Below are 23,840 nucleotides of genomic sequence, written 5' to 3' on the forward strand. Positions count from 1 at the left end.
TTAATAGAAAAAAGGAATAAGTCGATATCTTTTTTTGCACCATTGTACATACATGTTCCCGTGTTGTCCCACCAGCATCGCTTCTTCCAGGCGAATTCTATAGAGAAGACTCGCCCCGACTGCCAGCATCCCGATGATGAACCCTGCCACACTCCCATTGCTCAGAGCGAATCCGGCAGTGATACTCAACAGGCCCGTGTATAAGGGGTGGCGCAATACCCTGTACGGCCCAGTACTGACGAGATGACTACCTTCCGATACGCTGACATTCCTTGTGAATTGCTCTTTGAGGTGAATGATCCCCCAAAGTCTCAAGCCCACTCCGAGCCCATACAAAACAATTCCTGCCCATCTTACCGGAGGAGCCATTACTGTCCAGGGGTCCAGCCACATAATGAACAAGATAGAAACCAGTATTGCCAAAAAGATATACCAAAATGACCTTCTCTCCGTCTTTTCAGAAGCGGGTGAGGAAAAAAACAGAAATTCCGCTATCCAAACCAGAGAGATTATACCGAAGACAATCTCAATCATACACCACGCTCCTGACTATGACCGGTTCCTTCACCTTTCCCTAAAGAGATTCATTACAAACCTTTCCTTTGCAACGGAAAGGACTCATACGTATGATCAAAAGAAAGGAGGGGCGATTCCATGACTTTGCTCTATTCACTCGGCATCATTCTAACTATTCTGGCCACCTATTATATTATTTTCCGTAAACTTACGAAGAAAAGCTATATCATATTTGCGAGCATTGTGTTCTTTTACTTCCTGCTCCTCGTACTTAGTCCGTGGCTACTCTTCTGAAAGCCGCCTACGCAAAAAAAAGCGAGCCCGCTTTCAAGGCTCGCTTACCTGTTTCGGGAGCGGTTGATCGCTTCCCGGATATGATAGAGCTCTGCAAACATCGCTGCTGCAAATACAAGCAGCATACTTAGCAGAACAGAAATGATGAATATCGAACCATCAAGACCGAATCCGAGAACTCCTGCAAACCCGATCAGGGCTCCTACGATAAGACCTATAGCTGAAAATAATACGATTTTCTGAAACGTCAGCGAATAAAACATGACTTCACCTCATTTGTAAACTGGACTCTTACGTATACTTTCCCCTAAAGCGTCCATCACAAAACCGGAGTTTGCCCTCATCATCCGCCTACTCTATCCCGCTCTTTCAATTTTCTTCTCAGGATTTTCCCACTTATCTGCGTCTTCGGCAGCTCTTCCATCACTTCTATTTCCTTCGGAGCAGCATGAGCCGCAAGCCTCCGCTTTACAAACAAACGCAGTTCTTCCAGCAATTCCTCATTCGCCACATAGGTGGGAGTCAATGTAATGAATGCTTTCACGATTTCCCCGCGGACTTCATCCGGTTTCCCTACGACTCCGGCTTCCGCAACAGCTTCATGCTCGAGCAATTTGCTCTCCACCTCGAACGGACCGATCCTTTCCCCGGAAGCGTTGATCATATCGTCACTTCTCCCCTGGAAAAATACATATCCGTCTTCATCCATAATGGCGAGGTCACCTGCAATATACCATTCTTCTCCGTGAGGAAAATAGGAAGCATATTTTTCTTCGTTCTTCCATACTTCTTTCATAATCGCAGGCCAGTCGGCACGGATAGCCAGATGACCGACTTCCCCTCGAGGCCTCTCTTGTCCTTCTTCGTCGAGGACGGCTGCTTCCACACCAGGGATCGGCCTCCCCATCGATCCGGGCTTGATATTCCTCGTAGGAAGGTTCGCAATCAGTTGTGCGCCCGTTTCCGTCATCCACCACGTGTCGTGAACCCGAAGTCCGAAAGCTTCCTGGGCCCAGTATATCACTTCAGGATTCAACGGTTCGCCGACGCTCAACAGATGCCTGAGTGAAGTGAGGTCGTATCGCCGACGCACGTCCTCGCCAGCGGATTTCAGCATCCGATAAGCTGTAGGTGCGCTGTACCATACGGATACCCCTGCCTTCTCTATCACATCGTACCAGGCTTCCGCCGAGAAGCGCCCTCCGTGAATAACGGTAGTGACTCCGTTCAGTAAAGGAGCAAAAACGCCGTATACCGTCCCTGTCACCCACCCCGGATGAGCGGTACACCAGTAAATATCGTCTTCTTTCAAGTCCAGCACCCATCGGCCTGTCTGGTACTGCTGGATCATCACTCGGTGGGCGTGGATGATTCCTTTCGGCTTGCCCGTGGATCCGCTTGTGTAATGGATGTTCAACCCATCATTCAAATCCACCCACTCGGTCATCGCTTCTTCTTTTTCCTTTTTCGCTTCGGAGGTGATGGAAACGTACCCCTCCACATGATCATCTGTAACGAAAATCGTGCCCAGACTCGGAAGTTCCTTCTTCGGAACGCGATCGAGAAATTCGCTTGAAGTGATGAGATACTCCCCATCGCAATCCTTGATCCGGTCCCGAACCGCTTCTTCCATGAACGCTTCGAATAACGGACCGACGACAGCGCCAATCTTCACAGCAGCAAGCATGGCGACGTGACAATGAGGATGCTTCGGAAGAAAGACGAAAACGAAGTCGCCTTTTCCGACGCCGTGGTTCTTGAGAACATTCGCCCAGCGATTCACTTCCTTCTGCAAATCCAAGTATGTCCACGATTGTTCCTCATGTTCACTGAAATACCAGAGTGCTTTCTTCTCTCCTCTCCCTTGTTCCACGTGGCGATCTACGCATTCGTAAGTCATGTTCACTTTCCCTGTTTCATACCAGGTGAATTCCGGGTGAACCCGTTCCCAGTGGAAAGGTTCGCCTTCCTTCCATTCTTCATCTATATTGTGGCTCCCTTCAGCCGGCGTGAGAACAGCCATGCCATCATCTCCTCTTCTTCAACAATCCCTATGTATAAGTTCAGGAGGCGATAAATATCGCCTCCTGAAACATAAGATCATTGGAATTGTTTAAATTTCACATGCGTACGTATCAATGGTTCCACGCAAACGTTGCGCCTCTTTATACGTGCAACGATTGTGAACGACTTCAAGCCCTGCTTCATTGGCGATCCGTGCCGCTTCCGGTGCGATGACCCCTTCCTGAAGCCAGAAGACATCCGGTTGCACTTCTCCTGCTTCTTCTGCAATAGCGATTGCCGCCTGCGGACTTCTGAAGACTTGCACCACTTCGACTTTGAAAGGAATCGACTTCAGATCAGGGTAGGATGTCTCCCCCAGCACCTCTTCTTCGCGCGGGTTGACCGGAACGATCTGATAGCCGAGACGCTGCATTTTTCTAGCGAGACGATGACTCGGACGGGAAGGCTTACCGCTCAAGCCCACGACAGCCAAACGCTTTTTGCGCTTCTCTCCATTTTCCGTCACTTCCGCGGACTTCAAGGCCCACGTGATGACTCCCTCATCATTCTCTGTCAAAGCTCCTGCCGCCGACTCGTTTCCCGTCGCTTTTCCGATGGCTCTGTCCAGGTCATTGATCAGATCCTTCGTCGATTCGAGACCGACAGACAACCGGATCAATTCTTCTGTCACTCCGCTAGCAGCCAGCTCTTCAACTGACAGCTGCTGGTGTGTGGTAGAAGCAGGGTGGATAATGAGAGACTTCGCATCCCCTACGTTCGCAACGTGAGACCATAGCGAAATATTGTTGATGACACTGCTTCCCGCTTCTCTTCCACCTTTGATACCGAAGTTGACGATCGCTCCGTAGCCGCCTTCAAGGTACTTATTGGCAAGCTCATGTGCCGGATGTTCCGGAAGCCCCGGATAAGAAACCCACTCTACATCCGGATGCCCTTTCAGGTACTCGGCCACTTCAAGGGAGTTATCCGCATGACGTTCTACGCGAAGTGACAGTGTCTCAAGCCCCTGAAGGAGAAGAAAAGCGTTTTGCGGACTGAGGCATGCGCCCAAATCACGCAGAAGCTGAACCCGGAACTTGGTAGCGAAAGCAAGCGTCCCGAAATCTCTCGCATAACTGACCCCGTTGTAACTTTGATCCGGTTCTGTGAAGCCCGGGAATTTGCCGTTCGTCCAGTCGAAGCGTCCTCCATCGACTGCAACGCCACCGATGGCCGTTCCGTGCCCACCGATCCATTTCGTAGCAGAGTGGACGACGATGTCTGCGCCCCACTGCAGCGGCTTGCATTGAGCCGGTGTCGCGAATGTATTATCGACGATCAGCGGGACGCCTTGTTCATGGACAAGTTCCGCGACCTTTTCGATATCCAGCACGTGCAGACTCGGGTTTCCGATCGTTTCTGCGAATACGGCTTTCGTCTTATCCGTAATCGCATCAGCGAAATTCTGCGGATCCTCCGGGTCTACGAATTTCACATTGATGCCGTAGCGCGGCAACGTATTAGCGAAAAGGTTGTACGTACCGCCGTACAAATTACCCGCAGCGACGATTTCATCGCCTGCGCCTGCGATGTTCAGAATCGAGTAAGAGATGGCGGACATACCGGAAGCGGTCGCTACTGCTGCTACCCCGTCTTCGAGAAGAGCGATGCGCTTTTCGAAAACATCCACCGTCGGGTTACCGATTCTCGAATAAATGTTACCCGGTTCATCAAGAGCGAAAAGGCTCTGCGCATGATCCGTATCGTTGAAAACGTAAGAAGTCGTCTGATAAATCGGTACCGCACGTGATCCTGTCGTCGGATCCGGCGCCTGTCCTCCGTGGAGAGCTACTGTATCCAAATCGTATCCTTCAAATTGCTGAGACATAAAAAATTCCTCCTAAATGTATGTGGTAGGAGGGCTGAGAGGAAAAGGAAATCAAAAAAACCTCTTCGATAAGAAGAGGTTTACGTAAACGTATAGATATCCTCCCTTATCTCTCAGACCTCTTTAGATCTGTAGGACTTGGCACCTTTTCAAACCGATGTTTGAAGGTTGCCGGGCTTCACAGGGCCTATTCCCTCAGCCGCTCTTGATAAGAGTCGTTATTCAATTGATAGTGTGATTCGAATTATATAGGATAAATGATCAGAAAGTCAATAATTTTTTGAATATTTTCATTTAGAAGCTTCGATCGACTGTTCCAGTTGAGCGATGATATCCTCCGCACTTTCGATTCCGACGGAGACCCGAACAACGTGATCGTCGATGCCGAAACGTTCTTTATCTTCCGGAGACAGCGTACGGTGTGAGGTTCTCGATGGAACAGAAACCGTCGTCTCTACTCCAGCAAGACTCGGAACAATCTTGATCCACCCGAGCGCCCGGTAGAATGTATTCATGTCGACGTCTTTCGTAAGCGCCACCGTAACGATAGCTCCATTACCGGCATCCGACACATATTCCGGATAAAAGACCTTTTCCACATTCGCATGCTTCTTCATCGCCTCAGAGAGAGCTTTCGCATTTCCTGACTGCTTCTCCATACGGATGCCGAGCGTTTTCGTACCGCGATACGTAAGCCACGCTTCAAAAGGGCTCAGGTTCGAACCGAGCGACACGATTTTTTTACGTGCTTTGTCTACAAGTTCCCTTTCTCCGACCAGAACTCCGGCCGTCGCGTCACTGTGACCTCCAAGATATTTCGTAGCACTGTGAACTACTAGGTCCGCTCCGTCGTTCAACGGCTGAAGAATGTAAGGAGTCGCAAACGTATTATCGATCATCACCTTCAATTCATTCTTCTCGGCAATCTGCACCAATCCCTTGATATCTTCTACACGAAGAAACGGATTCGTCACAGACTCGGAATAGATAAGCTTCGTATTCGTCCGTACTTCCCCTTTTACGCTTTCCGGATCGTGAAAAGAAGTCATCGTCACCTCCACACCAAGCGCCGGAAGTTCGTTTGTAAGGAGGTTATGCGTACCACCATACACGTCTTCAGCAGCTATGATATGATCCCCCGGTTTCACGACAGAGAGGATTCCTGCAAAGATGGCCGCCATGCCGGATGCTGCAGAAACGCCCGCTTCCGCTTCTTCAAGAAGGGCTACCCCATCCGCCAACTCTTCCGGATTCGGGTTCCTTTCTCTCGAGTAAAGATAGGAGGTATCCCCTTCATAATATTTCTCCAAATCATCAAGGTCTTTGAATGTGAACGCCGACGTCTGGTAAATCGGCGTAGCCTTACTATGTAAAGCAGCACTCTGGTCCGCCTTATGATGAACGACTTTCGTGAAAAAAGATGATTGCTTCATGACTGTTCCTCCTGCATTTCATTTCGTAATAGTATAGCTTTTATGGGGAAGTGTGTAAAGGAAATAGAAAAGCGGAGAAGGCCCGCTTAGAAACTTCAGTCATAAGCAACTTGGTCAACGAAAGGCGCTCTTTCCTTTCTTTGATCCGAGTTGCTTATGGCTCGAGTTTCTGGCCTTCGTAGCTAGACAAAGAGAAAAGCGGAGCCATCCCGCTTAGAAATACTGTCATAAGTAGACCGGTCACAAAAAGTGCTCTTTCTTTTTTTGATCCGGGCTACTTATGACACGAATTTCTGGATGGTGCAGCTAGATCATGAAGAGAAAAGCGGAGCCATCCCGTTTAGAAACGGAAAATGCTTTTGTGCACCGTTCCCGATACAGCACCTGGCGCTGAGTGTACCGCAACCTCCCTTTGCCACCCACTCACATCTGATTTCCGTGCGCGAACGGTGCAATACCAAAAGAACGGTACACTCAAGCCAGAAATTCTCACCCGAACGTACAGATTCCGCTAGAACTGAGCCATTCACAAAACTCCCTGATGAACTATGAAACAATATTCTGATACAAAATGAGAAAAACACCTCATACCTTACACTATGAAACACTTTCTCCTGAAAAATATACAAGACCGTCACATATGCTCCTCTATGCGACGGTCTTTGTACAGATATCAGATGAAATTGTCTTATACTACCCTGAAAAAGGTCGATTTCAAAGGATGCCGAGACTTTTCGGTGGAGCCGGCTTACTGTAATAAAATCCTTGATACAAAGGACAGCCGGACGATTTCAAGTATTCCACCTGATTCTTCGTCTCCACCCCTTCTGCGATGATCTTCATACCGAGATTCTCTGCCATCGCTATAATCGCCCGCACAATGGCCCCGTCCCGCTCTGTTTTTCCGATATTCCATATGAACGAACGGTCGATTTTCAACGTATCGACGGGGAGCTTGCTCAAATAACTCAGAGAGGAATACCCGGTCCCGAAGTCATCGAGATGGATCTCCACGCCCTTGGCGCGAAGAGCATTCAATACATTCACACTATGATCGAAATCGTCGAGAATCATCGACTCCGTAATTTCCAGTACAAGGTGTCCAGGAGTGATGCCCGCTTTATGAATGGCCCCCAGCACCTTATCTTCCAGGTACTTATCCTTGAACTGACGGGCGGATAGATTCACGGAAACCTTCAGATCCTTCCGCCCATGCTCTTCCTGCCACTCTTTCAACTGACGACAAGCTTCCTGCATCACCCATTCCCCCATAGGGATGATGAACCCGCTTTCTTCTGCAAGCTCTATGAACCGATCAGGGGTAAGCAGGCCGAATTTGGGCTGATCCCAACGGAGCAGTGCTTCGTATCCTTTTACTACTGAATTTTCGGTGCATACCTGCGGCTGATAAAAGAGAACCAGTTCATCCTGGTCAAGAGCATGGTATAGCGCCTGTTTGATCTGAAGCTCCTCTTTCAAAGCCATCCCTAAGTGCCGGTGATAAATTTCATATCGGTTCCTGCCATTGAATTTGGCCTTATTCATAGCTGCATCCGCCTGCGAAATCAGATTCTTCCCGGCTTTCACGCCTTCCGAGAACGCGATTCCGACACTCAAGGTTGCAAAATACTCCCTTCCTCCAATAACAAAAGGAAAGCGCATCGAATCGAATAACTGTTCCATGTGACGGACGATTTCTCCTTCGTTCCAGTCTCCATGAATCATTACCCCGAATTCATCACTGCTCATGCGCGATAAAACGCAGTCGAGTTCTGCGAATTCCTCCAGCAGGTGTTTCGCTAATTTCTGAAGAAGCTCGTCTCCGACATCGTGCCCCCAGGAATCATTCACCATCTTGAAGTTATCGATGTCTATGACTACCAGCACAACCCGACTACTTGAACGATCCATTTCCATATCGATCAGATCCCCGAAATACTCCCTGTTCACAAGGCCGGTCAAATGATCGTATCTCGATACGGCCTGAAGTTCCAACTCTGCACTCTGCTTTGTCAGCTCCGTGGAGATCCTATCTGCAAACACACGAAAAACTGCACGCTCAAGCTCTCCCTCCACTTTCGCAGATTCTGACATGACAGCCAGAAGACCGATCACTTCATTCCTGGAGTTGTAGAGTGGCGTGCCGAAATAACTTTCGATGTCCATCGACTGCATCGCTTCATCTTCCGGATACATTTGTTTAGCATTCGCAGGAACGAAACATTCCTTCGCTTTGGTGACTTCCTCACAAGGGGTTCCTTCCAGCTCGTACTTCATCCCATTTATGACTTCCCCTTTGTGAACCATCGCCACAGCATCCACGCACATCTTATCTTCTCCGGAAAGCGTCCCGATGATTACTGCGTCCGCCTCTAATAAATCCGCAAGATACCGAACAGCGAAATCATAGAAACGTCGCCCGCCATTTTTGCGGAAAGACTCCCCTATCTCGACAATCGCCTGCTTCAACCTTTCCGCTTCGGTGACGGCTTCCATAAAGGATAAGGAATGCCCGGAGTAGCCATCCACTTCTCCCTGGTCACTGTAAAACGTTGAAACGATGTCCTCGAATGATTGATCTTCCGAATCATAGAACTGATAGTTGAACGAAAAGGACGTATCCTCCCTTTCTCGGAGCGAATGAAATTGTTCACGATACTGATGAGGGATTTCTCCGATGAATTCTTCGAGCGTATACACTTCTTTCCTGAGAGCACTGTGCTCCCGGTACGTTTGATTGATATATATCCTGTCGCTCTTCCGGTCATAGAACCAGGTCGGAACAACAAGCTGTTTCAACAGTCGCCAAGCCATACTATCCAATTCCTCCACCTACTTTTTCTCTCTACGTCATGTTACTATAATTATCGGATTGAACTTTTTTTCATCAAGCCCTCTCCCCTATATTACTCATTCAGAGGAGGATACCCATGTCCCGGAAAAACCAGCTTCTCCTATTCGGAGCGGCAATCCTGATTTTCTTCATCGCTTCCCAGTTCGTACTGAAAGATCAGGAACCGACGCTGACAATCGAAGATGAAGAGGAACAGGAACCTGCCGTCTCCGCAGAAGACCTTCCCCCGAGATGGAAAACAGCAGAGAGCAAAGAAGAAGTCACTGAATTTTTCAAAAGAGAAATCTCCGGTCTTGAACAGGCCCGGGAACAAGACCTCACCGTACAGCATAACCAGAACATCGACTTCACGCACGATCCGGAAAAAGAAATGGAGATTCTTGAGTCCTGGTACAATGAATACGAAATTTTCTTCCTTTATAAAATCGACGCTGACGACATAACGTTCGAACAGAATGAACCCCCACGACTCTTAGAGACAACCTACATAGAAAAACTGGATGGAGACGTAAAAGACCAGGAACTGCGCACGATGAGACAAAGCGGTCCTGCTATATTATTCGACGGAGAGATTCATTCCTACACCAAACTCACAGCCATACGCGGAGACCACGAAATCGAAACAACCGGCGAGGGTACTAGAACGGGGATGATTCCGGTCAAAGAATTCAACGAAACGGTGCTTGCTTCCTTTCACGTTCACCTTGGAGATAGTTCATGGAAGACAAACGAAGCCAATCTTCATCTTTCGTACGATCCCAGCACCTACGATGTAACTACGTATACATTCGATGAAGACTTCTCCGAACAGTCCGGCGTGAGTTACAAGCCGCTCCGGATCGAGAACGACCTCAGAGGTCTCCGATTGTATATGAAGGTCAAATCGGAGACCCCACTTTCACAAAGAATTGATGCGAGACTCCACGCGGAAGAACAATATGGATCCATCGCTGCATTCAATCATCTCCTTGCTACCGATAAAGATAATGTATACGTTAGTCGTACCGAAACGCTTGCCGAGCAGCCCGATATTCCGAAACTGACGTTGAATCGCTTTCATGTGAAATCGGACGTCACCTTTTCTTTTGATGCAGATACGAGAGACTTCCAGGAAAAAGTCTCCATCGATTCGAACAAAAAAACCATGGATATAGATAAAACGCTGGGTACTTATAACAACACGACCGTTACATTGGAAGAAAAAACGTACACGTACCCGACCCAGATGGAATGGAACCTGACACTCGAACCGGATGAAAATGCGGGCTCGTACCTGACCCCGGCACCCTTCCGCCCTGTCATCGATGAATTCGGGGTTGGTTCTGTACCGGTTCGCCATGTGAAAATCGAGAACGCTTCTGAAGATTCTCCACCGGCAGGGTTTATTGGAGGAGGATACGGAGAGGAAATGTCCATATACAGTGAACGATACGACATAGGAGATCAAATGCCCGTGACATTCACCGTGTACAACTTGACGGATGCGATCCCTTTCCAGACACAAAGCACCGCTGAGCGATAATCATTCTTTTTTTCATTATCCAGGCAGAGGAGGATACCCATGTCCCGGAAAACTCAACTTCTTCTATTCGGAGCGGCGATTCTGATTTTCTTCGTTGCTTCCCAGTTCGTCCTCAAAGACCAGGAACCGACACTTACCGTCGAAGATGAAAAGGAACCCGAAATCTCTGAAGAGGACATACCGCAATCGTGGATGGCAGCGGAAACAAGAGAAAAAGTCACCAGCTTCTTCGAAAGGGAAATACCTAACCTTGAACAGGCCCGGGAACAGGGGCTGACCATCCAGCATGATGAAACGATCGCCTTCTCGGATGACGAGGACAAAGAAATGACGATTCTTGAATCCTGGTACAACGAAGATGAAATATTTCTTATTTTTAAACTGGATGCAGAAGACGTCCAGTTCGATCAGTCCAAACCTCCACGTCTTCTGGAGAACGCCTACGTGGAAAAACTGGACGGAGACGTACGAGACCAGGACCTACTGTCACGCAGACGAGGGGACCCTGCGATCCTGTTTGATGGAGAAATCTATGCTTATACATCTTTAACAGCGATACGTGAAGAACAGGAAATCGAAACTCCGGGAGATGCTAAGACGATAGGGATGATTCCGGCTGAAGCATTCGATGAAACGGTCCTGGCTTCCTTTCATGTGCACCTCGGAGGTAGTGTGTGGAAAACGGAGGAAGCAAACCTTCATTTCTCTTATCTTCCTGATTCCTATAATACGGAGACTTACTCGTTCGACGAAGATGAATCTTTCGACAAAAACGGCATCCGCTACAAGCCGGTGAGGGTAGAGAATGACCTTCGAAGTTTGCGGTTCTACTTACAGGTCGAAACGGAGAAACCGTTATCCTTCAGATTGGACGCAGAATTGTATGAAGAAGAACAATACTCTTCCATCGCTTCCTTTCACCACCTGCGATCCACCGGTGAAAAGAATATCTATGTCACGGAAAACCAGCCGTTAGCCGCTATGCCTTCCGTTCCGAAACTTACGTTGAACCATTTCTTCGTAAAGTCTGATGCGGAGATCTCCTTTCAGGCAGATACACGGGATAAGGAGGAAAAGATAGACTCTTCTGATGTGAATAATACAATAAAAATCGACGAATCCCTGGGCACTTTTAACAATACGTCCGTTACCTTAAAGGAAAAAAGGTATGACCCTCCCGATCAGGTGACCTGGCGACTGAGCATGGACACCGATGATAGCGGAGACCCTTACCTTTCTCCCTATCCGTTCCAAAAGATATCCGGCGAACAGGGCTTCATGATGGAACAGACACGCCACGTGAAGATAGAAGGTAGATCTGAAGACGACAGACTCGTAGCTCACCTCAGTTCTCACGGAAAAGAAATGACGGTGCACAGTGACTTGAAGGAGATCGGCGACAAAATGCCGGTGACGTTCACGATCCAAAACCTTACGGATGCGATCCCTTTCAAAGTACAAAGCACAGCCTCGCAGTAAAAGTTCCTATTTTGTTCATTGAGCAGGCGATAGGTAAGCGTTACACTAATAAATGGAATGACATAGAAGGGAGAGTTCGTCTCATTGAAAAAAATACTTATACTTATATTCTTCACTCTCATCTTGAGCGCCTGCGGCCAGCAGGAACTCGAAGAACCCGTCGACTGGGAAACGGGAAGCTTTGACGCGACGACCCAGGACGGGGAATCCTGGAGTATGGAAGAGATGGAGGGCAAAGTGTGGATTGCGGATTTCGTTTTCACGTCCTGTAACACGGTCTGTCCACCTATGACGCGGAACATGTCCCAGCTTCAGCAACAGATGGAAGAAGAAGGGCTCGATGTGGAATTCGTATCGTTCAGTGTCGATCCTGAAGTCGACGACCCTGAAACATTGAAGACGTTCGCGGAAAGTCACGGAGCGGATCTTTCCAACTGGACGTTCGTCACCGGCTATGACCAGGAAACGATCGAAACCTTCGCCGAAGAAAGCTTTCATATCATCGTCGATAAACCGGAAGGCGAAGAACAGGTGACCCATGGCACCCAGTTCTTCCTTGTGGATGAAGAAGGTACGATCAAGCAATACTACAGCGGCGACCAGGACGTTCCTTATGAGCAAATCATCGAAGATACCGAAATAGTCAGCAACAACTAGAAATTGTCCGTTACACATTGAATATAGTTTTCATAGAAAAAGACGGCGACTCCTGCGGGAACAGCACGAGCTTAAGCTAACTTGATCAGGTGCCATTCCTGATCAAGTTAGCTTAAGCCGTGCCCGCGGAAAGCGCCGTTTTTTTCTTTGTAATCCTTGATTAAAAACAAAAATCCGAACATGATCGTCCGGATTCTTGCAAATGTAATTGATTTCTGTGCCAGCCTCATTCTCTGATCAGTTTAAAACAGAATCGAAGAAGTTACTGAGCGATCGGAAGAAATCCTGGACCGCCGTGCGAAGGTTATTCCAGAACCCTTCATCATTGATCAGGTTCTGAAACCCGCTTGCCAGCTCATCAAGCTGACTCTGGACCTCATCGAAGTTGATGTTCAAGTTCCTCATCTGATCGAACAGATTGACCAGTCGCTCCCTGTCTTCAGGGCTGAGTTCGATCTGCAAGGAATCAAGCTGTTCCTGGATGATCTGCTCTATTTCTTCACGGCTCACCGGGTTCTGCTCGGCGATCGCCTTCTTGATTTCTGTAAGCAGGCTGCTGACTTCTTCCTGACTTACGCCTTCCTCTTCGCCGATGGAAGTGGCTACATCAAGCTCTTCACTCGCTACCTGCATCCGCTCCGGATCGAGCGTCGCTCCCTTGGCATCGTAGGCTTTGTAGATCCCTGTCAAAGCAGAATGCCCACTGACTGCTACCGACGAAGCTACATAGACTTCAGCATTTTCGACACCGGCTGTAATGAGAGCATTTACATACATTTCTTTCGTCACTTCCGTGATATTATCAGGCGTTACAATCTCAACGTTCAACCCGCCGCTATCCTGATGAAGAATTTTTACGGAAGAATACATATTGGAATTCGGGTTTCCATTGATATAATTGGCTATATCCTGACCTGTTACCGTAAACTCGTCTATCTCCTCGTGCTGATCCACCTCAAGGAGCTCGCTGACTTCCGTTTTTTGAGCAGTCGACAAAGCATCACCATAAACGACAATCGGCAGTCCCAGTTTTTCATTGATACTGTTCGAATTCGATGCTTGTACGACGGTAGTCACTGAAAAAATGAAAACCATACTGAGCATCAGCCATCTTGTCACATGTTTCATAAGTAACCTTCCCCTTACAAAAAATATAGTCTAGCTACGCTTATTATACCCGAATTGCGTGAATAGTAGTATTACAAACTCTGAAGGAGCGTCTTCTATGATACTTAAAACAATCGGATTATATTTATTCGCAGGTGCCCTGTTTTTTGCGGGTATCCTCCACTTCGTTTATGACAGTGGATTCCAGGCAATGATTCCGGAATTCTTACCTTTCAAATATGAACTGGTATATATTACGGGCATCACAGAGTGGTTGCTGTCCTTATTGCTCATCTTTCCACATACAAGGAAAGCGGCAGGTATCGCTACTGCTCTATTTCTCGTCCTTGTTCTTCCTGCCAATATCTATGCAGCCGCCATGAACATTCCGGCTCCCTGGGCAGAGGACACAAGCAGGACCGCTCTATGGATCCGCCCGCTCTTCCAGCCGCTTCTCATCTGGTGGGTCCTCGTCGTAACGAAGGATGCTCCCTGGCGACGCACATATGATACACTGGACGGGAAGGAGGGATAATCAACATGCGACTTGATAATAAAAAAGTGATCGCTTTTGTTAGCGACGATTTCGAAGATCTGGAACTATGGTACCCGGTGCTGCGCCTTCAGGAAGAAGGAGCGACGGTGCATATCGCCGGTATAGAAGAAGGTCATACGTACACTGGTAAATACGGCGTTCCTGTGACGTCCGATGTGAGCTTTGAAGACATCGATCCTGCCGATTATGACGGGGTCCTTGTTCCGGGAGGCTGGTCTCCGGACCGGCTGCGCCGCTATGAGGCTGTTTTGGATATCGTACGTCATATGGATGCGAACCAGAAGCCGATCGGTCAGATCTGTCACGCAGGCTGGGTTCTTGTCTCAGCCGATGTATTGAAAGGCCGGAAAGTGACCAGTACCCCCGGCATCAAAGACGATATGAAAAATGCGGGAGCCGAATGGTTCGACGAAGCGGTGGTCACGGACCATCATCTTATTTCCGCCCGTCGTCCACCGGATCTTCCCCCTTATGCGAAAGCGTTCGCCGACAAGCTGGCCGAGGATTAAACTCCTTGGGCCAGCATTTTTATGACGGCATCGTCCATCGGTGGATTATGCAATCCAGCCCTTACGTCCCGGTAGTATTTCTCGAACGGTTGATTCTTCGAAAGTCCACGACCGCCGGAAATGCGCATCGCAAGATCCACGACCTCCTGTGCCGCATTGGTAACCGCAAGCTTCACTGCTCCAAGCTCTCCCTTCCATTCTTCTCTGCGTTCCGGATATTCGTCCCATTTCCTTGCTGTATCATAAAGGAAACTGTGCGCCTGCAGAAGCTTCCACTCCATCGTACCGATCTTGTCCTGAATGTGCGGAACTTCGATGATCGGCGTATCCAGACTGTTAGGCTGGAAGTTCTTGGCGAATTCAACCGCTTCGTTTCTCGCTCCCATAGCTATTCCGAGATAGCAGGCAGGAATGTGCAATAGCCATCCTTTGGGTCCTACTGTTTTCGAAGTGCTCGTTTCCACAAGAGAACTTACGGGGACCTCCACGTCCGTTAGCACAAGGTCATCACTTTCGGTTCCTCTCATTCCGAGCGTGTCCCACGTCTTCTCTACTGTCACACCTTGTGCGTTACGTTCTATGAGGAACAACCCAACGTCATCCTGATCTTCCACATAAGCAGTCACGATACAATAGTCCAGATGATCAGCCAGCGAGGCGAATATCTTTTTCCCGTTGATTATATAGAAATCGCCTTTCCTTGTGGCCTTCGTCTCCGGCATACCACCTCTAGTCGGACTTCCGGTCGCGGGCTCGGTAGCCAACCGGTTCACGACCTTCTGTTCTTTCCTTACTTCATCCATGAGCTTTTGCAACTGATCCTCCTTCCAGGGGCGATCATCGCGAAGCTCCATCATTGTCCCGGCATGCCAGCCGATAGAAAGAGCGACAGCTCCGTCCCCTTCGGCGATCTTCTCCTGCATCAACAGGAATTCATATAAAGAGAGGTTTTCACCTCCAGCTTCTTTCGGTAAAGGAAGAGAAGGGTATCGTTCCTCTTTGACGACTTTCATCACTTCATCCGAGAAGGAAGCTCCCCGGTCCGCTTCTTTTGCATTGGCAGCGGCCGCTTCTCTGATCCGCTCCCCCTTTTCTACCAATCGTTTCTGTTTATCTGTGTACACCCATTTTTCAATCATTCGGATTCCTCCATCTTCGTATGTATTCGGGATAAGCCAACCGACGTTGAATCAGAAATAACCCCCTAAAAGTCGACAAATTTACTTGGTTATGCCTTTGTAAAAAAGACGCTCTTAATGAGCGCCTTCTTTTCCTTCTGAAAGCTTGTATACCTTTTCTACTTCTACGCCGATGTTACGCAAATCGCGGATCAACTGATCTAATTTTTTCATTCTTCTGCTTCACCTCGTCACAAAAGTATACCCGTAACCTCTCTCTCCCACTTATACGAAAAGCGAAGCGAAAAGTTTCGTTTTCCTTTAAACTTTCCTTCCCTTTTTTTCATGAGTTTAATCAAATCGCTGGACAAAAAAGAAAAAAAGGTTATGGAATTTTGGATGATGCTTACACTTCATACCTGTCGACATCCGGCGCAAACTTGTTATAACGGCGCTTGAACCACGCGAAGAGATGCGACACGATGACTTTCAGAATAGCATATCCCGGAATCGCCAAAATAATTCCGATGACTCCGAAAAGATGCCCGGCCGTCAGCAATACGAAGATGATCGTAACCGGGTGGACGTGGAGCCGTTTCCCCATGATCTGGGGAGAAATGAATTTCCCTTCAAGCAGCTGGACCACGGTCCAGACGAGGACGAGCTTCACCAGCATAAATGGAGAGGTCACGATAGCGATGATCAGCGCCGGTGTAATAGCGATAGTCGGTCCCAGGTACGGAACGACACTTGTCACACTGGCAATGCCGGCAAGGACCACCGGATAATCGATTCCTATGATCAAAAACCCGATGTACAGCATGACACCGATGCAGAAACTGACGATGATCTGTCCTTGAATATAGGCGGCCAGCTGATGGTCGATATCACGGAACATACGTCCCATCTCCGGTCGCAAACGAGGCGGGAAGATACGTAGAATCGTTCCCGGTAATTTATGGTCATCTTTCAACAGATAAAAGAGAATGAACGGTAACGTGACAATAGCGATAATCACAGTTGTCACTGTCGAAATGAATGACGTCAGTCCAGTGAGTGCGTCACCGACATAGGTACTGAGATCCTGAGGGAGATCATCCAAGGTTCCGCTGAAGTTTCCGAATAGATCATTGTAATAACCTGCAAATATCGAATTCTTCAGCCACTGATCGAGTCCTTCCGCCATCTGCATCAGATAATCCGGCAATTCTTCAATCATTTTCATGAACTGCTGTTCAAAAAACGGGATGACCAGAAAAACAAGCAGCGTAATCAGTCCTGCGACTATGATCGTAGTCAGTAGAATCCCCCATATGCGCTTGATACCTACTCTCTCCAGAAGAACGATGACCGGCCGAAGCAGATAATAGACGACCGCCGATAAAATGATGGGTAGTGCTACTGTCTCGATAAAAATGAATACCGGGTCGAAAATGAACGACACATTTGAATACACGACGATATTAAGACCAATCAGCAACAGTATCCCTAATATGTAAATCAGCCCACGCCCTCCGAAAAACCGGACCAGACGAGCCTTATCCCACTCCTCCATAGTCTTTCCCCCTTCTCTCACTCTGCCTCTATTATAACAAATATACGTTGGGACGTTAGTTCTTGGAAGCTGGGCGCTGCATCAGCAGATAACGGAGCCCCCTTACCAAAACAAAAGAAAAATAAGCGCTGCAAACGCTTATTTCCGTCGTTCTATCGGCGACCTCTGCCTTTCATAAACTTCCTGATGAACGGATAGACGATAGGTCCATACTTGAAGATTCTTTTCAAAAGACGTCCCATCTTATTCACCTGCCTTCTCAAAGTGATTATCGTTTGTCCTTACTTTTCCCAACAGTCGCCTGGACAAAACTATCTCATGACACTTCCCCCGGATATTTTCATCGACTCGCCTACAATGTTCTCGGAAGCGTCCGAGAGCAAAAAGAGGATGGCTCTGGCGACTTCTTCAGGTGTCGTTATTCGTCCGGATGGGTTGGTCTTCTCTGCAATTTCCCACTGCTCTTCGAATGTTCTCCCTTCCCTGTCCGCTTTCGACTGAATGGAATGCCTTCCCATCTCCGTATCGACAAATCCAGGAGATACGGCATTCACATGGATATTCGAACGGATCGCTTCCAGCGCAAGTGTCTGAGTGAAACCGGTGATAGCGAACTTCGAAGCCGTGTACGCCATCATTCCGTCCGTCCCCCTTAACCCGGATAAAGAAGAAACGTTCACGATCGACCCTTCCTTCCGTTCTTTCATTTCGCTATAGAACAACTGAGTGAGAAAAGCTGTCGAGAAATAGTTCACTTCCATAACCTCGCGAAGCTCTTTTTCAGAAATCTGATCGAAGTATCCGGTATTCAGGATTCCTGCAGAATTCACCAGCCCGGTGACTGGGGCGAATTTCTCCGCTTTCCGTACTAATTCCTGTCTGTCGTCTTCATTATTGATATCGGCGGCTACGACTTGTACCTTTTCGTCGCTGTTACAGGCTTCTTTTGTTTCCTGCAACTTCTCTTCATTTCTACCCGTCAACGTCACCATAGCCCCACTGGCCACCGCATGTATAGCAGTCGCTCTTCCTATTCCTCTGGAAGCTCCGGTGATAACGATATGTTTCCCTTCAAATGCATCTTCAGAAAATAACAATAGAATCTTCCTTCCGTTTTTTTCTTATCAAGTAACCGGAAAACACCGATTATAAACAAAAACCAGCGTAAAAAAGTAAAAAAATTACAATTAACCACAAAAAAACAGCGCCCTGAGCGTTTCTTCGCTCTTCCTGGACGCTGAGTTAATGAAGTTCATTGATTAGGAGACCTAAACAGAACTGTTTGTTTTTTCTCATAGCATATATTACACCACTGCATCACCATTACTTGCGCTTGTTAGGCTTACGGAACAATTTACCGCTCCGTGTCTGCTTCACACCCGAAGTTGGTTTTGCATTTTCTTTAGCGACTGGAGTCTTTTTGAAATCTTCTTCAAAAAGTTCACGGGCTTTTGTGTACAGCAGTGTCATAGGGCTTCCCCCCTTATTCGATTATTACAGGTTCTGCTTCCACCACAGACAAAAGTGGAAACCGATTCACTGTTCCCCCACTATAATCCATAAAATCCTCCGGTGTAAAGAGAAAAATCACAAAAAAATTTAATCGATTTTTCACCGTATTTTTCCTCCTTTTTACAAATGCGTCATGCCGGGATTTATACGATTTTCATGCGGGAAAAGGGTTTCAAAATTATTTTCCTTTCGTATATTCATCGTTGCTCCGGACTATACTTTAAGTAAAGGAGGAAGGATCGATGTCGGATAGGGATTTAATATGTAAAGCATGTGATGGACACGGATTATTGCGTGACGATGAATCGTGGCAATATACGTGTACCATCTGTTCAGGCACGGGGTTTGCTACGATGACTCAAAAAACGACACCTCCGAGTACCGATGACATGAACCGGGTTATGGAGTGAAGGGAAAAGCGGAGACACCTCGCTCAGCCCTTCTCGCATAAGTAAAAATCAGCCTAAAGAAGTGCTCTTCTTCTTTATGGATGGTTTTTGCTTATGTCGCTAAGGGCTAGGTGTCATAGCTAGACAAAGTAAAAAGTGGAGAAGCCCCGTTTAGAAACCTCAGCCATAAGGAGAACTGTCAGACAAAAAGCGTTCTTTCTTTTTTTCTGATCTGTTCTCCTTATGGCTCGGGGTTTCTGGGCTTCGCAGCTAGACACGAAAAGCGGAAGTACCCCGCTTGAAGGGTTAAGAAAAAAATTATAAGATACTGAATGACTCAATTAGCTGAAAATCACCTCATACTTTTGGGTATAAGGTGGTTTTCGTCATCCTTCTATTTGAATTTACTTTATAAGAAAATGTATCAGATATTTTTGCCCCATATTCACGCAAAAAACATCGCATATTCTCGATCCCCCCTTTTAAAGAGGAGTAGTCAACAAGAAAACTCCCTGCCTTAGAAGCAGGGAGTTCTTTTACGTACTGGCAACATCACGCTTCGTGAATACTAACCAGGACGCTGCTAAAAATACCACGAAATAGACGGCAAGCACACTGATCGAGAAGGACATCGTCAAATCCTCGATCATCGGCGTTCCCATGACGAACTGATTAAGGTCTGTGTTGGCGAACAGAATATATTTTGCCCATTCTTTATCAGAAAAGAACGTAACAATCGAGTTCCCGGTCATCATGAGGAAAATAGCCGTTCCGATAGCGAGGGCACTATTCCTGAACACGGCAGATATCATAAATGCGAACGTCACCATCATCAACAGATTCACAGAGGAAAAACCGTATTGCATCAGGGAATAACCCATGATCGTCATCTCTTTGACTTCCCCGTTCTGGATGAACAGGTATGGCTCTGTCCACGTCCCTATACCGAACATCAATGCCCCGAGCGCCATCGAAAGTAAAAACAACCCGGCAAGCATCATAATCGCAAATAACAGCACAGTAATGAACTTGGAAGCCAGAATCTTCGTGCGGGATACCGGCCGTATCAGAAGCAATTTGATCGAGCCCCATCGGAACTCATTGGCGATCGATCCTGCAGCAATGATGATCGTAAACAAGCTGATCAAAGCGACGAACATCCGGTTCTCCTGTACGAAATTCCATCCGCTGAATCCATCCGGGGCGATATTGTTCTGAATCCGGTATTCGTTCAGTCTGATCTGGTCCCCCATATAATTTGCCGTGGCGGGCATATCTTCCATATCACTTCTCATTTCTTCGTTTTCCTGTTGCAACTGCTGTTTCCAGTCTTCTCCATATTCGTTAGAAGGGGAGAAGTCCGTCGTCATGAACAGGGCATACCCTATAATCAGGCAGGCGAACAGAATGATCATAATCCAGGTCGACCGTTGCTGAAACAACTTCATCCATTCGTTTTGTATCAGTCTACTCAATGACACCATCTCCAATCACCTGCAGGAATTGATCCTCGAGCGTTTTCTTCTGGGTATAGATGCTATAGATATTCACGTTGTTCTCGACAAGTTTCGTCGTTACTTCCGGAATTCTTTCCTTTTCCAGAACAATGCGGCAAGTGTCATTTTTCGTAAGCACATGCTCTACTTCCTCCTGAAGCACCCGTTCTACGACTGCAAGAGGAGTCGCTTCAATCGTCACTTCCATCTCTGCATCCGCGATCGCTTCTTCTACGGTTTGGATATTTATGAGTTCCCCGTTGTGAATCACACCGATCCTGTCACACATCATTTCCATCTCGGAAAGAATATGGCTCGAAACGATAACCGCGACGTTCTCCACCTTCGCCAATTTCCGGATATACGCCCTTATTTCTTTCATCCCTGAAGGATCCAGCCCGTTCGTCGGCTCATCCAGAATCAATACGGAAGGACGATGAAGAAGAGCCTGTGCAATCCCGAGACGCTGTCGCATGCCTAGGGAATACTTATGAACTTTATCGTTGATTCTATTTTCAAGACCGACAAGCTTCACGACTTCCTGGATTCTTTCCGTGGTAACGTCTTCTGCCATTCGGGCAAAGTGAACGAGATTTTTCCATCCGCTCATGAACGGATACATTTCCGGATTTTCCACAATTGCTCCAATGTGCTTCATCGCTTCGTTTCGTCCTTTATGTATACTGTGACCCGCAATCACAATGTCTCCGCTGCTCATGCTCATAAGGCCGACCATCATCCGGATAGTCGTCGTCTTCCCCGCACCGTTCGGCCCTAGAAATCCGAATACTTCCCCGGGGTATATATCAAAACTCAAATCTTTGATGACATGATGAGAACCGATCGTTTTATTGACGTGTTGCAGTTTCATAATACTTTCCATCTTTTTCTCCCCTTTCCACTACTTGTCTACGCAAAGAATCGGAGAAAGGTTTCATTAATTTTCGGAAACTTCCGTAATCCCTTAAATAGAAGTCCCCCCTGATATTTGTTAAGATACAGATAATGGAGGTGTTCTGTATGAGAATCGTATCCATCGAACCGACACCCAGTCCCAATTCGATGAAAATAAATGTGGACGAAAGTCTGCCTATGAGCGAAGCGTACAACTATACGAAAGATGGAGAGGTCTCCACGTTTCCTTCTCCAATCAAGGAGCTTTTCGATATAGATGGTGTCAAAGGCATCTATCACGTGATGGACTTTCTTGCTCTTGAGCGTCATCCGAAAGTCTCCTGGGAGGAGATTCTTCCTGAAGTAAGGCACGTGCTCGGCTCTGACGAAGATACCCAGCATGAAAAAACGGAGGAAAAAGAAGTACCGGAAGAAAACTTCGGTGAAATCCAGGTATTCATCCAGAAGTTCCGTAATATTCCGATGCAGATCAAACTGATCGACGGGGAAGAAGAGACACGCGTGGGCTTGCCTGAGCGTTTCATGAATGCTGCCATGGAAGCGTCCGCCGCTTCGGAGAACATGATTATGGAACGGAAATGGGTCGAGGAGACAGCGCGCTATGGAGACCCGGAAGAGATAGGGGAACAAGTGAAAGAGGAGATTTCTGCGAGCTATGATGAAGAACGTTTGCGCCAACTGGTGACGCTAGCTTTCCGTGACGAAAAGGAAGAGCGGGGAACGCCAGTCACCCTGGAGACTCTCGATGATCCTGACTGGAAAGTCCGCTATCAGGCGCTGGATCAGATGGACCCGACCCTTGATGATCTGCCGGTCCTTCATAAAGCACTGCATGACCAAAAAGCTTCTATCCGCCGATTGGCTACGGCTTATCTCGGTATGATCGAAGAAGAAGAAGTGCTTCCATATTTATATGAAGCGCTGAACGACAAGACCGTGACCGTACGCCGGACAGCCGGAGACTGCATTTCGGATGTCGGCTCGACAAAGGCCATGCCTTATATGATAGAATCTTTAAAAGACCCGAGTAAAATCGTCCGTTGGAGAGCTGCGATGTATTTGTACGAAGTGGGCGACGAGACAGCTCTCCCGGCTCTCAGAGAAGCGAAGGACGACCCGGAGTTCGAAGTACGATTGCAAATCCGCATGGCTCTTGAGCGGATCGAAGGCGGAAAAGAAGCGGAAGGGTCCGTCTGGCACCAGATGACTCAGGCAACGAAAGCGAAAGAAAATAACTAAGGAGGTTTTCTAATGAACGCCTATGAAGCTTATATGAAAGAAATATCCCAACCGATGCGTGATGAACTGACAGGAGCAGGATTCACAGAACTCGTAACCCCGGATGAAGTGGACGAGTATATCAGCTCCGTCAAAGGTACGTCCCTCGTCGTAATCAATTCCGTATGTGGATGTGCAGCAGGACTTGCTCGCCCGGCAGCCATCAAATCGCTCGAAAACGAAAAGCGCCCGGATCATTTAGCTACCGTATTTGCCGGACAGGACCGCGAAGCAACCGCACGCATGCGTGACTACCTGGAAGGATATGAGCCATCTTCCCCTTCCATGGCTATCTTGAAAGACGGCCAGGTTCTTCACTTCATCCCTCGTGAACACATCGAAGATCATGAAGTGGAAGAGATCGTCGAAAACCTTACGAACGCTTATGAAAAACTATAATAGCAAAAACGAAATGCACCTCTCCCACTTGGGGAAAGGTGCATTTTTATCAGCTTTAGGCGAGAAGACTCCCTCCTCAACGACGTAGGGGGGAGATGAATCGCCTTCGGACGAGGAGACATCTTTCATGGTATCCGATGTCCGACAGAAATATATTTTTTTGACCTAAAAACGAACATACATTCTCGTTTTTGGGGTATATACCTCTATCAAGCATTCACGCTAGAGGAGAAGGAGGCAGCGATATGGTTCACAAAGCATATAAGTTCCGTATCTATCCGAATAAAACGCAGGAGATACAAATCGCAAAAACCATCGGCTGCTCTCGCTTTGTCTTCAATCATTTCCTCGAAACATGG

24 protein-coding genes and 1 riboswitch are annotated in these 23,840 nt (G+C 47.6%); of the genes, 10 read left to right on the top strand and 14 right to left on the bottom strand.

What is annotated here, in order from left to right; genetic code table 11:
- On the bottom strand, positions 1 to 534 hold the full coding sequence (locus BLQ44_RS14105) for a methyltransferase family protein (protein WP_093194540.1): 534 nt from the start codon (positions 532 to 534) through the stop codon (positions 1 to 3).
- Positions 535 to 654: 120 nt separating this feature from the next.
- Between BLQ44_RS14105 and BLQ44_RS16595 the strand changes: the two genes are divergently transcribed.
- The gene (locus tag BLQ44_RS16595; RefSeq protein ID WP_176757534.1) at positions 655 to 810 is read left to right on the top strand and encodes a hypothetical protein; all 156 of its coding nucleotides are present in this window, start codon (positions 655 to 657) and stop codon (positions 808 to 810) included.
- A 44-nt stretch (positions 811 to 854) separates the two neighbouring features.
- On the opposite strand, the gene BLQ44_RS14110 is transcribed toward BLQ44_RS16595, so the two are convergent.
- From BLQ44_RS14110 to BLQ44_RS14130, 5 genes are all read right to left on the bottom strand, one after another.
- Positions 855 to 1,073: a hypothetical protein gene (locus BLQ44_RS14110; protein ID WP_093194541.1), complete on the bottom strand. Its 219-nt coding sequence runs from the start codon at positions 1,071 to 1,073 to the stop codon at positions 855 to 857.
- An 80-nt stretch (positions 1,074 to 1,153) separates the two neighbouring features.
- Positions 1,154 to 2,833 carry an acetate--CoA ligase gene (gene acsA / locus BLQ44_RS14115; protein WP_093194542.1) on the bottom strand — a complete coding sequence of 560 codons (1,680 nt, stop codon included), beginning with the start codon at positions 2,831 to 2,833 and terminating at the stop codon, positions 1,154 to 1,156.
- Between the two features lie 90 nt (positions 2,834 to 2,923).
- Complete coding sequence (locus BLQ44_RS14120) at positions 2,924 to 4,702, bottom strand: PLP-dependent aspartate aminotransferase family protein (protein WP_093194543.1); 1,779 nt, start codon at positions 4,700 to 4,702, stop codon at positions 2,924 to 2,926.
- 103 nt (positions 4,703 to 4,805) lie between these two features.
- A riboswitch (SAM riboswitch) is annotated at positions 4,806 to 4,917 on the bottom strand.
- Between the two features lie 75 nt (positions 4,918 to 4,992).
- The gene (locus BLQ44_RS14125; protein ID WP_093194544.1) at positions 4,993 to 6,135 is read right to left on the bottom strand and encodes a trans-sulfuration enzyme family protein; all 1,143 of its coding nucleotides are present in this window, start codon (positions 6,133 to 6,135) and stop codon (positions 4,993 to 4,995) included.
- 714 nt (positions 6,136 to 6,849) lie between these two features.
- Entirely contained in the window at positions 6,850 to 8,949 is a 2,100-nt protein-coding gene (locus BLQ44_RS14130; protein WP_093194545.1) for a putative bifunctional diguanylate cyclase/phosphodiesterase, read from the bottom strand.
- A gap of 116 nt (positions 8,950 to 9,065) precedes the next feature.
- On the opposite strand from BLQ44_RS14130, the gene BLQ44_RS14135 reads away from it, so the two are divergent.
- From BLQ44_RS14135 to BLQ44_RS14145, 3 genes are all read left to right on the top strand, one after another.
- Entirely contained in the window at positions 9,066 to 10,511 is a 1,446-nt protein-coding gene (locus BLQ44_RS14135; RefSeq protein WP_093194546.1) for a hypothetical protein, read from the top strand.
- A gap of 39 nt (positions 10,512 to 10,550) precedes the next feature.
- Positions 10,551 to 11,990, top strand: a complete 1,440-nt coding sequence (locus BLQ44_RS14140; protein ID WP_093194547.1) for a hypothetical protein — start codon at positions 10,551 to 10,553, stop codon at positions 11,988 to 11,990.
- Positions 11,991 to 12,074: 84 nt separating this feature from the next.
- Complete coding sequence (locus BLQ44_RS14145) at positions 12,075 to 12,647, top strand: SCO family protein (protein WP_093194548.1); 573 nt, start codon at positions 12,075 to 12,077, stop codon at positions 12,645 to 12,647.
- 237 nt (positions 12,648 to 12,884) lie between these two features.
- Here BLQ44_RS14145 and BLQ44_RS14150 read toward each other — a convergent pair whose 3' ends face one another.
- Positions 12,885 to 13,775 (bottom strand): DUF1002 domain-containing protein, encoded by an 891-nt coding sequence (locus BLQ44_RS14150; RefSeq protein ID WP_093194549.1) that lies wholly within the window; start codon positions 13,773 to 13,775, stop codon positions 12,885 to 12,887.
- 97 nt (positions 13,776 to 13,872) lie between these two features.
- On the opposite strand from BLQ44_RS14150, the gene BLQ44_RS14155 reads away from it, so the two are divergent.
- The gene (locus tag BLQ44_RS14155; protein ID WP_322787534.1) at positions 13,873 to 14,289 is read left to right on the top strand and encodes a DoxX family protein; all 417 of its coding nucleotides are present in this window, start codon (positions 13,873 to 13,875) and stop codon (positions 14,287 to 14,289) included.
- A gap of 5 nt (positions 14,290 to 14,294) precedes the next feature.
- Positions 14,295 to 14,819 carry a type 1 glutamine amidotransferase domain-containing protein gene (locus BLQ44_RS14160; RefSeq protein WP_093194550.1) on the top strand — a complete coding sequence of 175 codons (525 nt, stop codon included), beginning with the start codon at positions 14,295 to 14,297 and terminating at the stop codon, positions 14,817 to 14,819.
- Here the strand turns inward: BLQ44_RS14160 and BLQ44_RS14165 are convergent.
- The 5 genes from BLQ44_RS14165 to BLQ44_RS16815 form a co-directional block, all read right to left on the bottom strand.
- The gene (locus tag BLQ44_RS14165; RefSeq protein ID WP_093194551.1) at positions 14,816 to 15,958 is read right to left on the bottom strand and encodes an acyl-CoA dehydrogenase family protein; all 1,143 of its coding nucleotides are present in this window, start codon (positions 15,956 to 15,958) and stop codon (positions 14,816 to 14,818) included. The genes BLQ44_RS14160 and BLQ44_RS14165 overlap by 4 nt on opposite strands.
- A 385-nt stretch (positions 15,959 to 16,343) precedes the next feature.
- On the bottom strand, positions 16,344 to 17,492 hold the full coding sequence (locus BLQ44_RS14170) for an AI-2E family transporter (protein WP_093194552.1): 1,149 nt from the start codon (positions 17,490 to 17,492) through the stop codon (positions 16,344 to 16,346).
- Positions 17,493 to 17,803: 311 nt separating this feature from the next.
- Positions 17,804 to 18,589, bottom strand: coding sequence for an SDR family NAD(P)-dependent oxidoreductase (locus tag BLQ44_RS14175; RefSeq protein ID WP_093194553.1), 786 nt, complete (start codon positions 18,587 to 18,589; stop codon positions 17,804 to 17,806).
- Between the two features lie 226 nt (positions 18,590 to 18,815).
- A complete protein-coding gene (locus tag BLQ44_RS16600) occupies positions 18,816 to 18,962 on the bottom strand; it encodes a hypothetical protein (RefSeq protein WP_176757535.1) in 147 nt (48 codons plus the stop codon).
- A 13-nt stretch (positions 18,963 to 18,975) separates the two neighbouring features.
- On the bottom strand, positions 18,976 to 19,107 hold the full coding sequence (locus BLQ44_RS16815) for a hypothetical protein (protein ID WP_281241429.1): 132 nt from the start codon (positions 19,105 to 19,107) through the stop codon (positions 18,976 to 18,978).
- Positions 19,108 to 19,246: 139 nt separating this feature from the next.
- On the opposite strand from BLQ44_RS16815, the gene BLQ44_RS16605 reads away from it, so the two are divergent.
- Complete coding sequence (locus tag BLQ44_RS16605) at positions 19,247 to 19,414, top strand: hypothetical protein (protein WP_176757536.1); 168 nt, start codon at positions 19,247 to 19,249, stop codon at positions 19,412 to 19,414.
- A gap of 515 nt (positions 19,415 to 19,929) precedes the next feature.
- Here BLQ44_RS16605 and BLQ44_RS14180 read toward each other — a convergent pair.
- The gene (locus BLQ44_RS14180) at positions 19,930 to 20,877 is read right to left on the bottom strand and encodes an ABC transporter permease (RefSeq protein WP_176757537.1); all 948 of its coding nucleotides are present in this window, start codon (positions 20,875 to 20,877) and stop codon (positions 19,930 to 19,932) included.
- Complete coding sequence (locus tag BLQ44_RS14185; protein WP_093194554.1) at positions 20,861 to 21,772, bottom strand: ABC transporter ATP-binding protein; 912 nt, start codon at positions 21,770 to 21,772, stop codon at positions 20,861 to 20,863. The genes BLQ44_RS14180 and BLQ44_RS14185 overlap by 17 nt, the downstream gene beginning before the upstream one ends.
- A 137-nt stretch (positions 21,773 to 21,909) precedes the next feature.
- Here BLQ44_RS14185 and BLQ44_RS14190 point away from each other — a divergent pair, with 137 nt between their 5' ends.
- From BLQ44_RS14190 to BLQ44_RS14200, 3 genes are all read left to right on the top strand, one after another.
- Positions 21,910 to 23,043 (top strand): virulence factor, encoded by a 1,134-nt coding sequence (locus tag BLQ44_RS14190; protein WP_093194555.1) that lies wholly within the window; start codon positions 21,910 to 21,912, stop codon positions 23,041 to 23,043.
- A 12-nt stretch (positions 23,044 to 23,055) separates the two neighbouring features.
- On the top strand, positions 23,056 to 23,481 hold the full coding sequence (locus BLQ44_RS14195) for a BrxA/BrxB family bacilliredoxin (RefSeq protein ID WP_093194556.1): 426 nt from the start codon (positions 23,056 to 23,058) through the stop codon (positions 23,479 to 23,481).
- 245 nt (positions 23,482 to 23,726) lie between these two features.
- Positions 23,727 to 23,840 (top strand): helix-turn-helix domain-containing protein (locus BLQ44_RS14200; RefSeq protein ID WP_093194557.1); only part of this gene is annotated, 114 nt, incomplete at its 3' end.

Source organism: Salimicrobium halophilum, assembly GCF_900100295.1.
In the GTDB taxonomy this organism is placed as follows: domain Bacteria; phylum Bacillota; class Bacilli; order Bacillales; family Halobacillaceae; genus Salimicrobium; species Salimicrobium halophilum.

Bases quoted from the DNA above. Each gene is read 5' to 3' on its own strand.
- BLQ44_RS14105 (WP_093194540.1), bottom strand. From the start codon at position 534: ATGATTGAGATTGTCTTCGGTATAATCTCTCTGGTTTGGATAGCGGAA.
- BLQ44_RS16595 (WP_176757534.1), top strand. From the start codon at position 655: ATGACTTTGCTCTATTCACTCGGCATCATTCTAACTATTCTGGCCACC.
- BLQ44_RS14110 (WP_093194541.1), bottom strand. From the start codon at position 1,073: ATGTTTTATTCGCTGACGTTTCAGAAAATCGTATTATTTTCAGCTATA.
- acsA (WP_093194542.1), bottom strand. From the start codon at position 2,833: ATGGCTGTTCTCACGCCGGCTGAAGGGAGCCACAATATAGATGAAGAA.
- BLQ44_RS14120 (WP_093194543.1), bottom strand. From the start codon at position 4,702: ATGTCTCAGCAATTTGAAGGATACGATTTGGATACAGTAGCTCTCCAC.
- BLQ44_RS14125 (WP_093194544.1), bottom strand. From the start codon at position 6,135: ATGAAGCAATCATCTTTTTTCACGAAAGTCGTTCATCATAAGGCGGAC.
- BLQ44_RS14130 (WP_093194545.1), bottom strand. From the start codon at position 8,949: ATGGCTTGGCGACTGTTGAAACAGCTTGTTGTTCCGACCTGGTTCTAT.
- BLQ44_RS14135 (WP_093194546.1), top strand. From the start codon at position 9,066: ATGTCCCGGAAAAACCAGCTTCTCCTATTCGGAGCGGCAATCCTGATT.
- BLQ44_RS14140 (WP_093194547.1), top strand. From the start codon at position 10,551: ATGTCCCGGAAAACTCAACTTCTTCTATTCGGAGCGGCGATTCTGATT.
- BLQ44_RS14150 (WP_093194549.1), bottom strand. From the start codon at position 13,775: ATGAAACATGTGACAAGATGGCTGATGCTCAGTATGGTTTTCATTTTT.
- BLQ44_RS14155 (WP_322787534.1), top strand. From the start codon at position 13,873: ATGATACTTAAAACAATCGGATTATATTTATTCGCAGGTGCCCTGTTT.
- BLQ44_RS14160 (WP_093194550.1), top strand. From the start codon at position 14,295: ATGCGACTTGATAATAAAAAAGTGATCGCTTTTGTTAGCGACGATTTC.
- BLQ44_RS14165 (WP_093194551.1), bottom strand. From the start codon at position 15,958: ATGATTGAAAAATGGGTGTACACAGATAAACAGAAACGATTGGTAGAA.
- BLQ44_RS14170 (WP_093194552.1), bottom strand. From the start codon at position 17,492: ATGGAGGAGTGGGATAAGGCTCGTCTGGTCCGGTTTTTCGGAGGGCGT.
- BLQ44_RS16600 (WP_176757535.1), bottom strand. From the start codon at position 18,962: ATGACACTGCTGTACACAAAAGCCCGTGAACTTTTTGAAGAAGATTTC.
- BLQ44_RS16605 (WP_176757536.1), top strand. From the start codon at position 19,247: ATGTCGGATAGGGATTTAATATGTAAAGCATGTGATGGACACGGATTA.
- BLQ44_RS14180 (WP_176757537.1), bottom strand. From the start codon at position 20,877: ATGGTGTCATTGAGTAGACTGATACAAAACGAATGGATGAAGTTGTTT.
- BLQ44_RS14185 (WP_093194554.1), bottom strand. From the start codon at position 21,772: ATGGAAAGTATTATGAAACTGCAACACGTCAATAAAACGATCGGTTCT.
- BLQ44_RS14190 (WP_093194555.1), top strand. From the start codon at position 21,910: ATGAGAATCGTATCCATCGAACCGACACCCAGTCCCAATTCGATGAAA.
- BLQ44_RS14195 (WP_093194556.1), top strand. From the start codon at position 23,056: ATGAACGCCTATGAAGCTTATATGAAAGAAATATCCCAACCGATGCGT.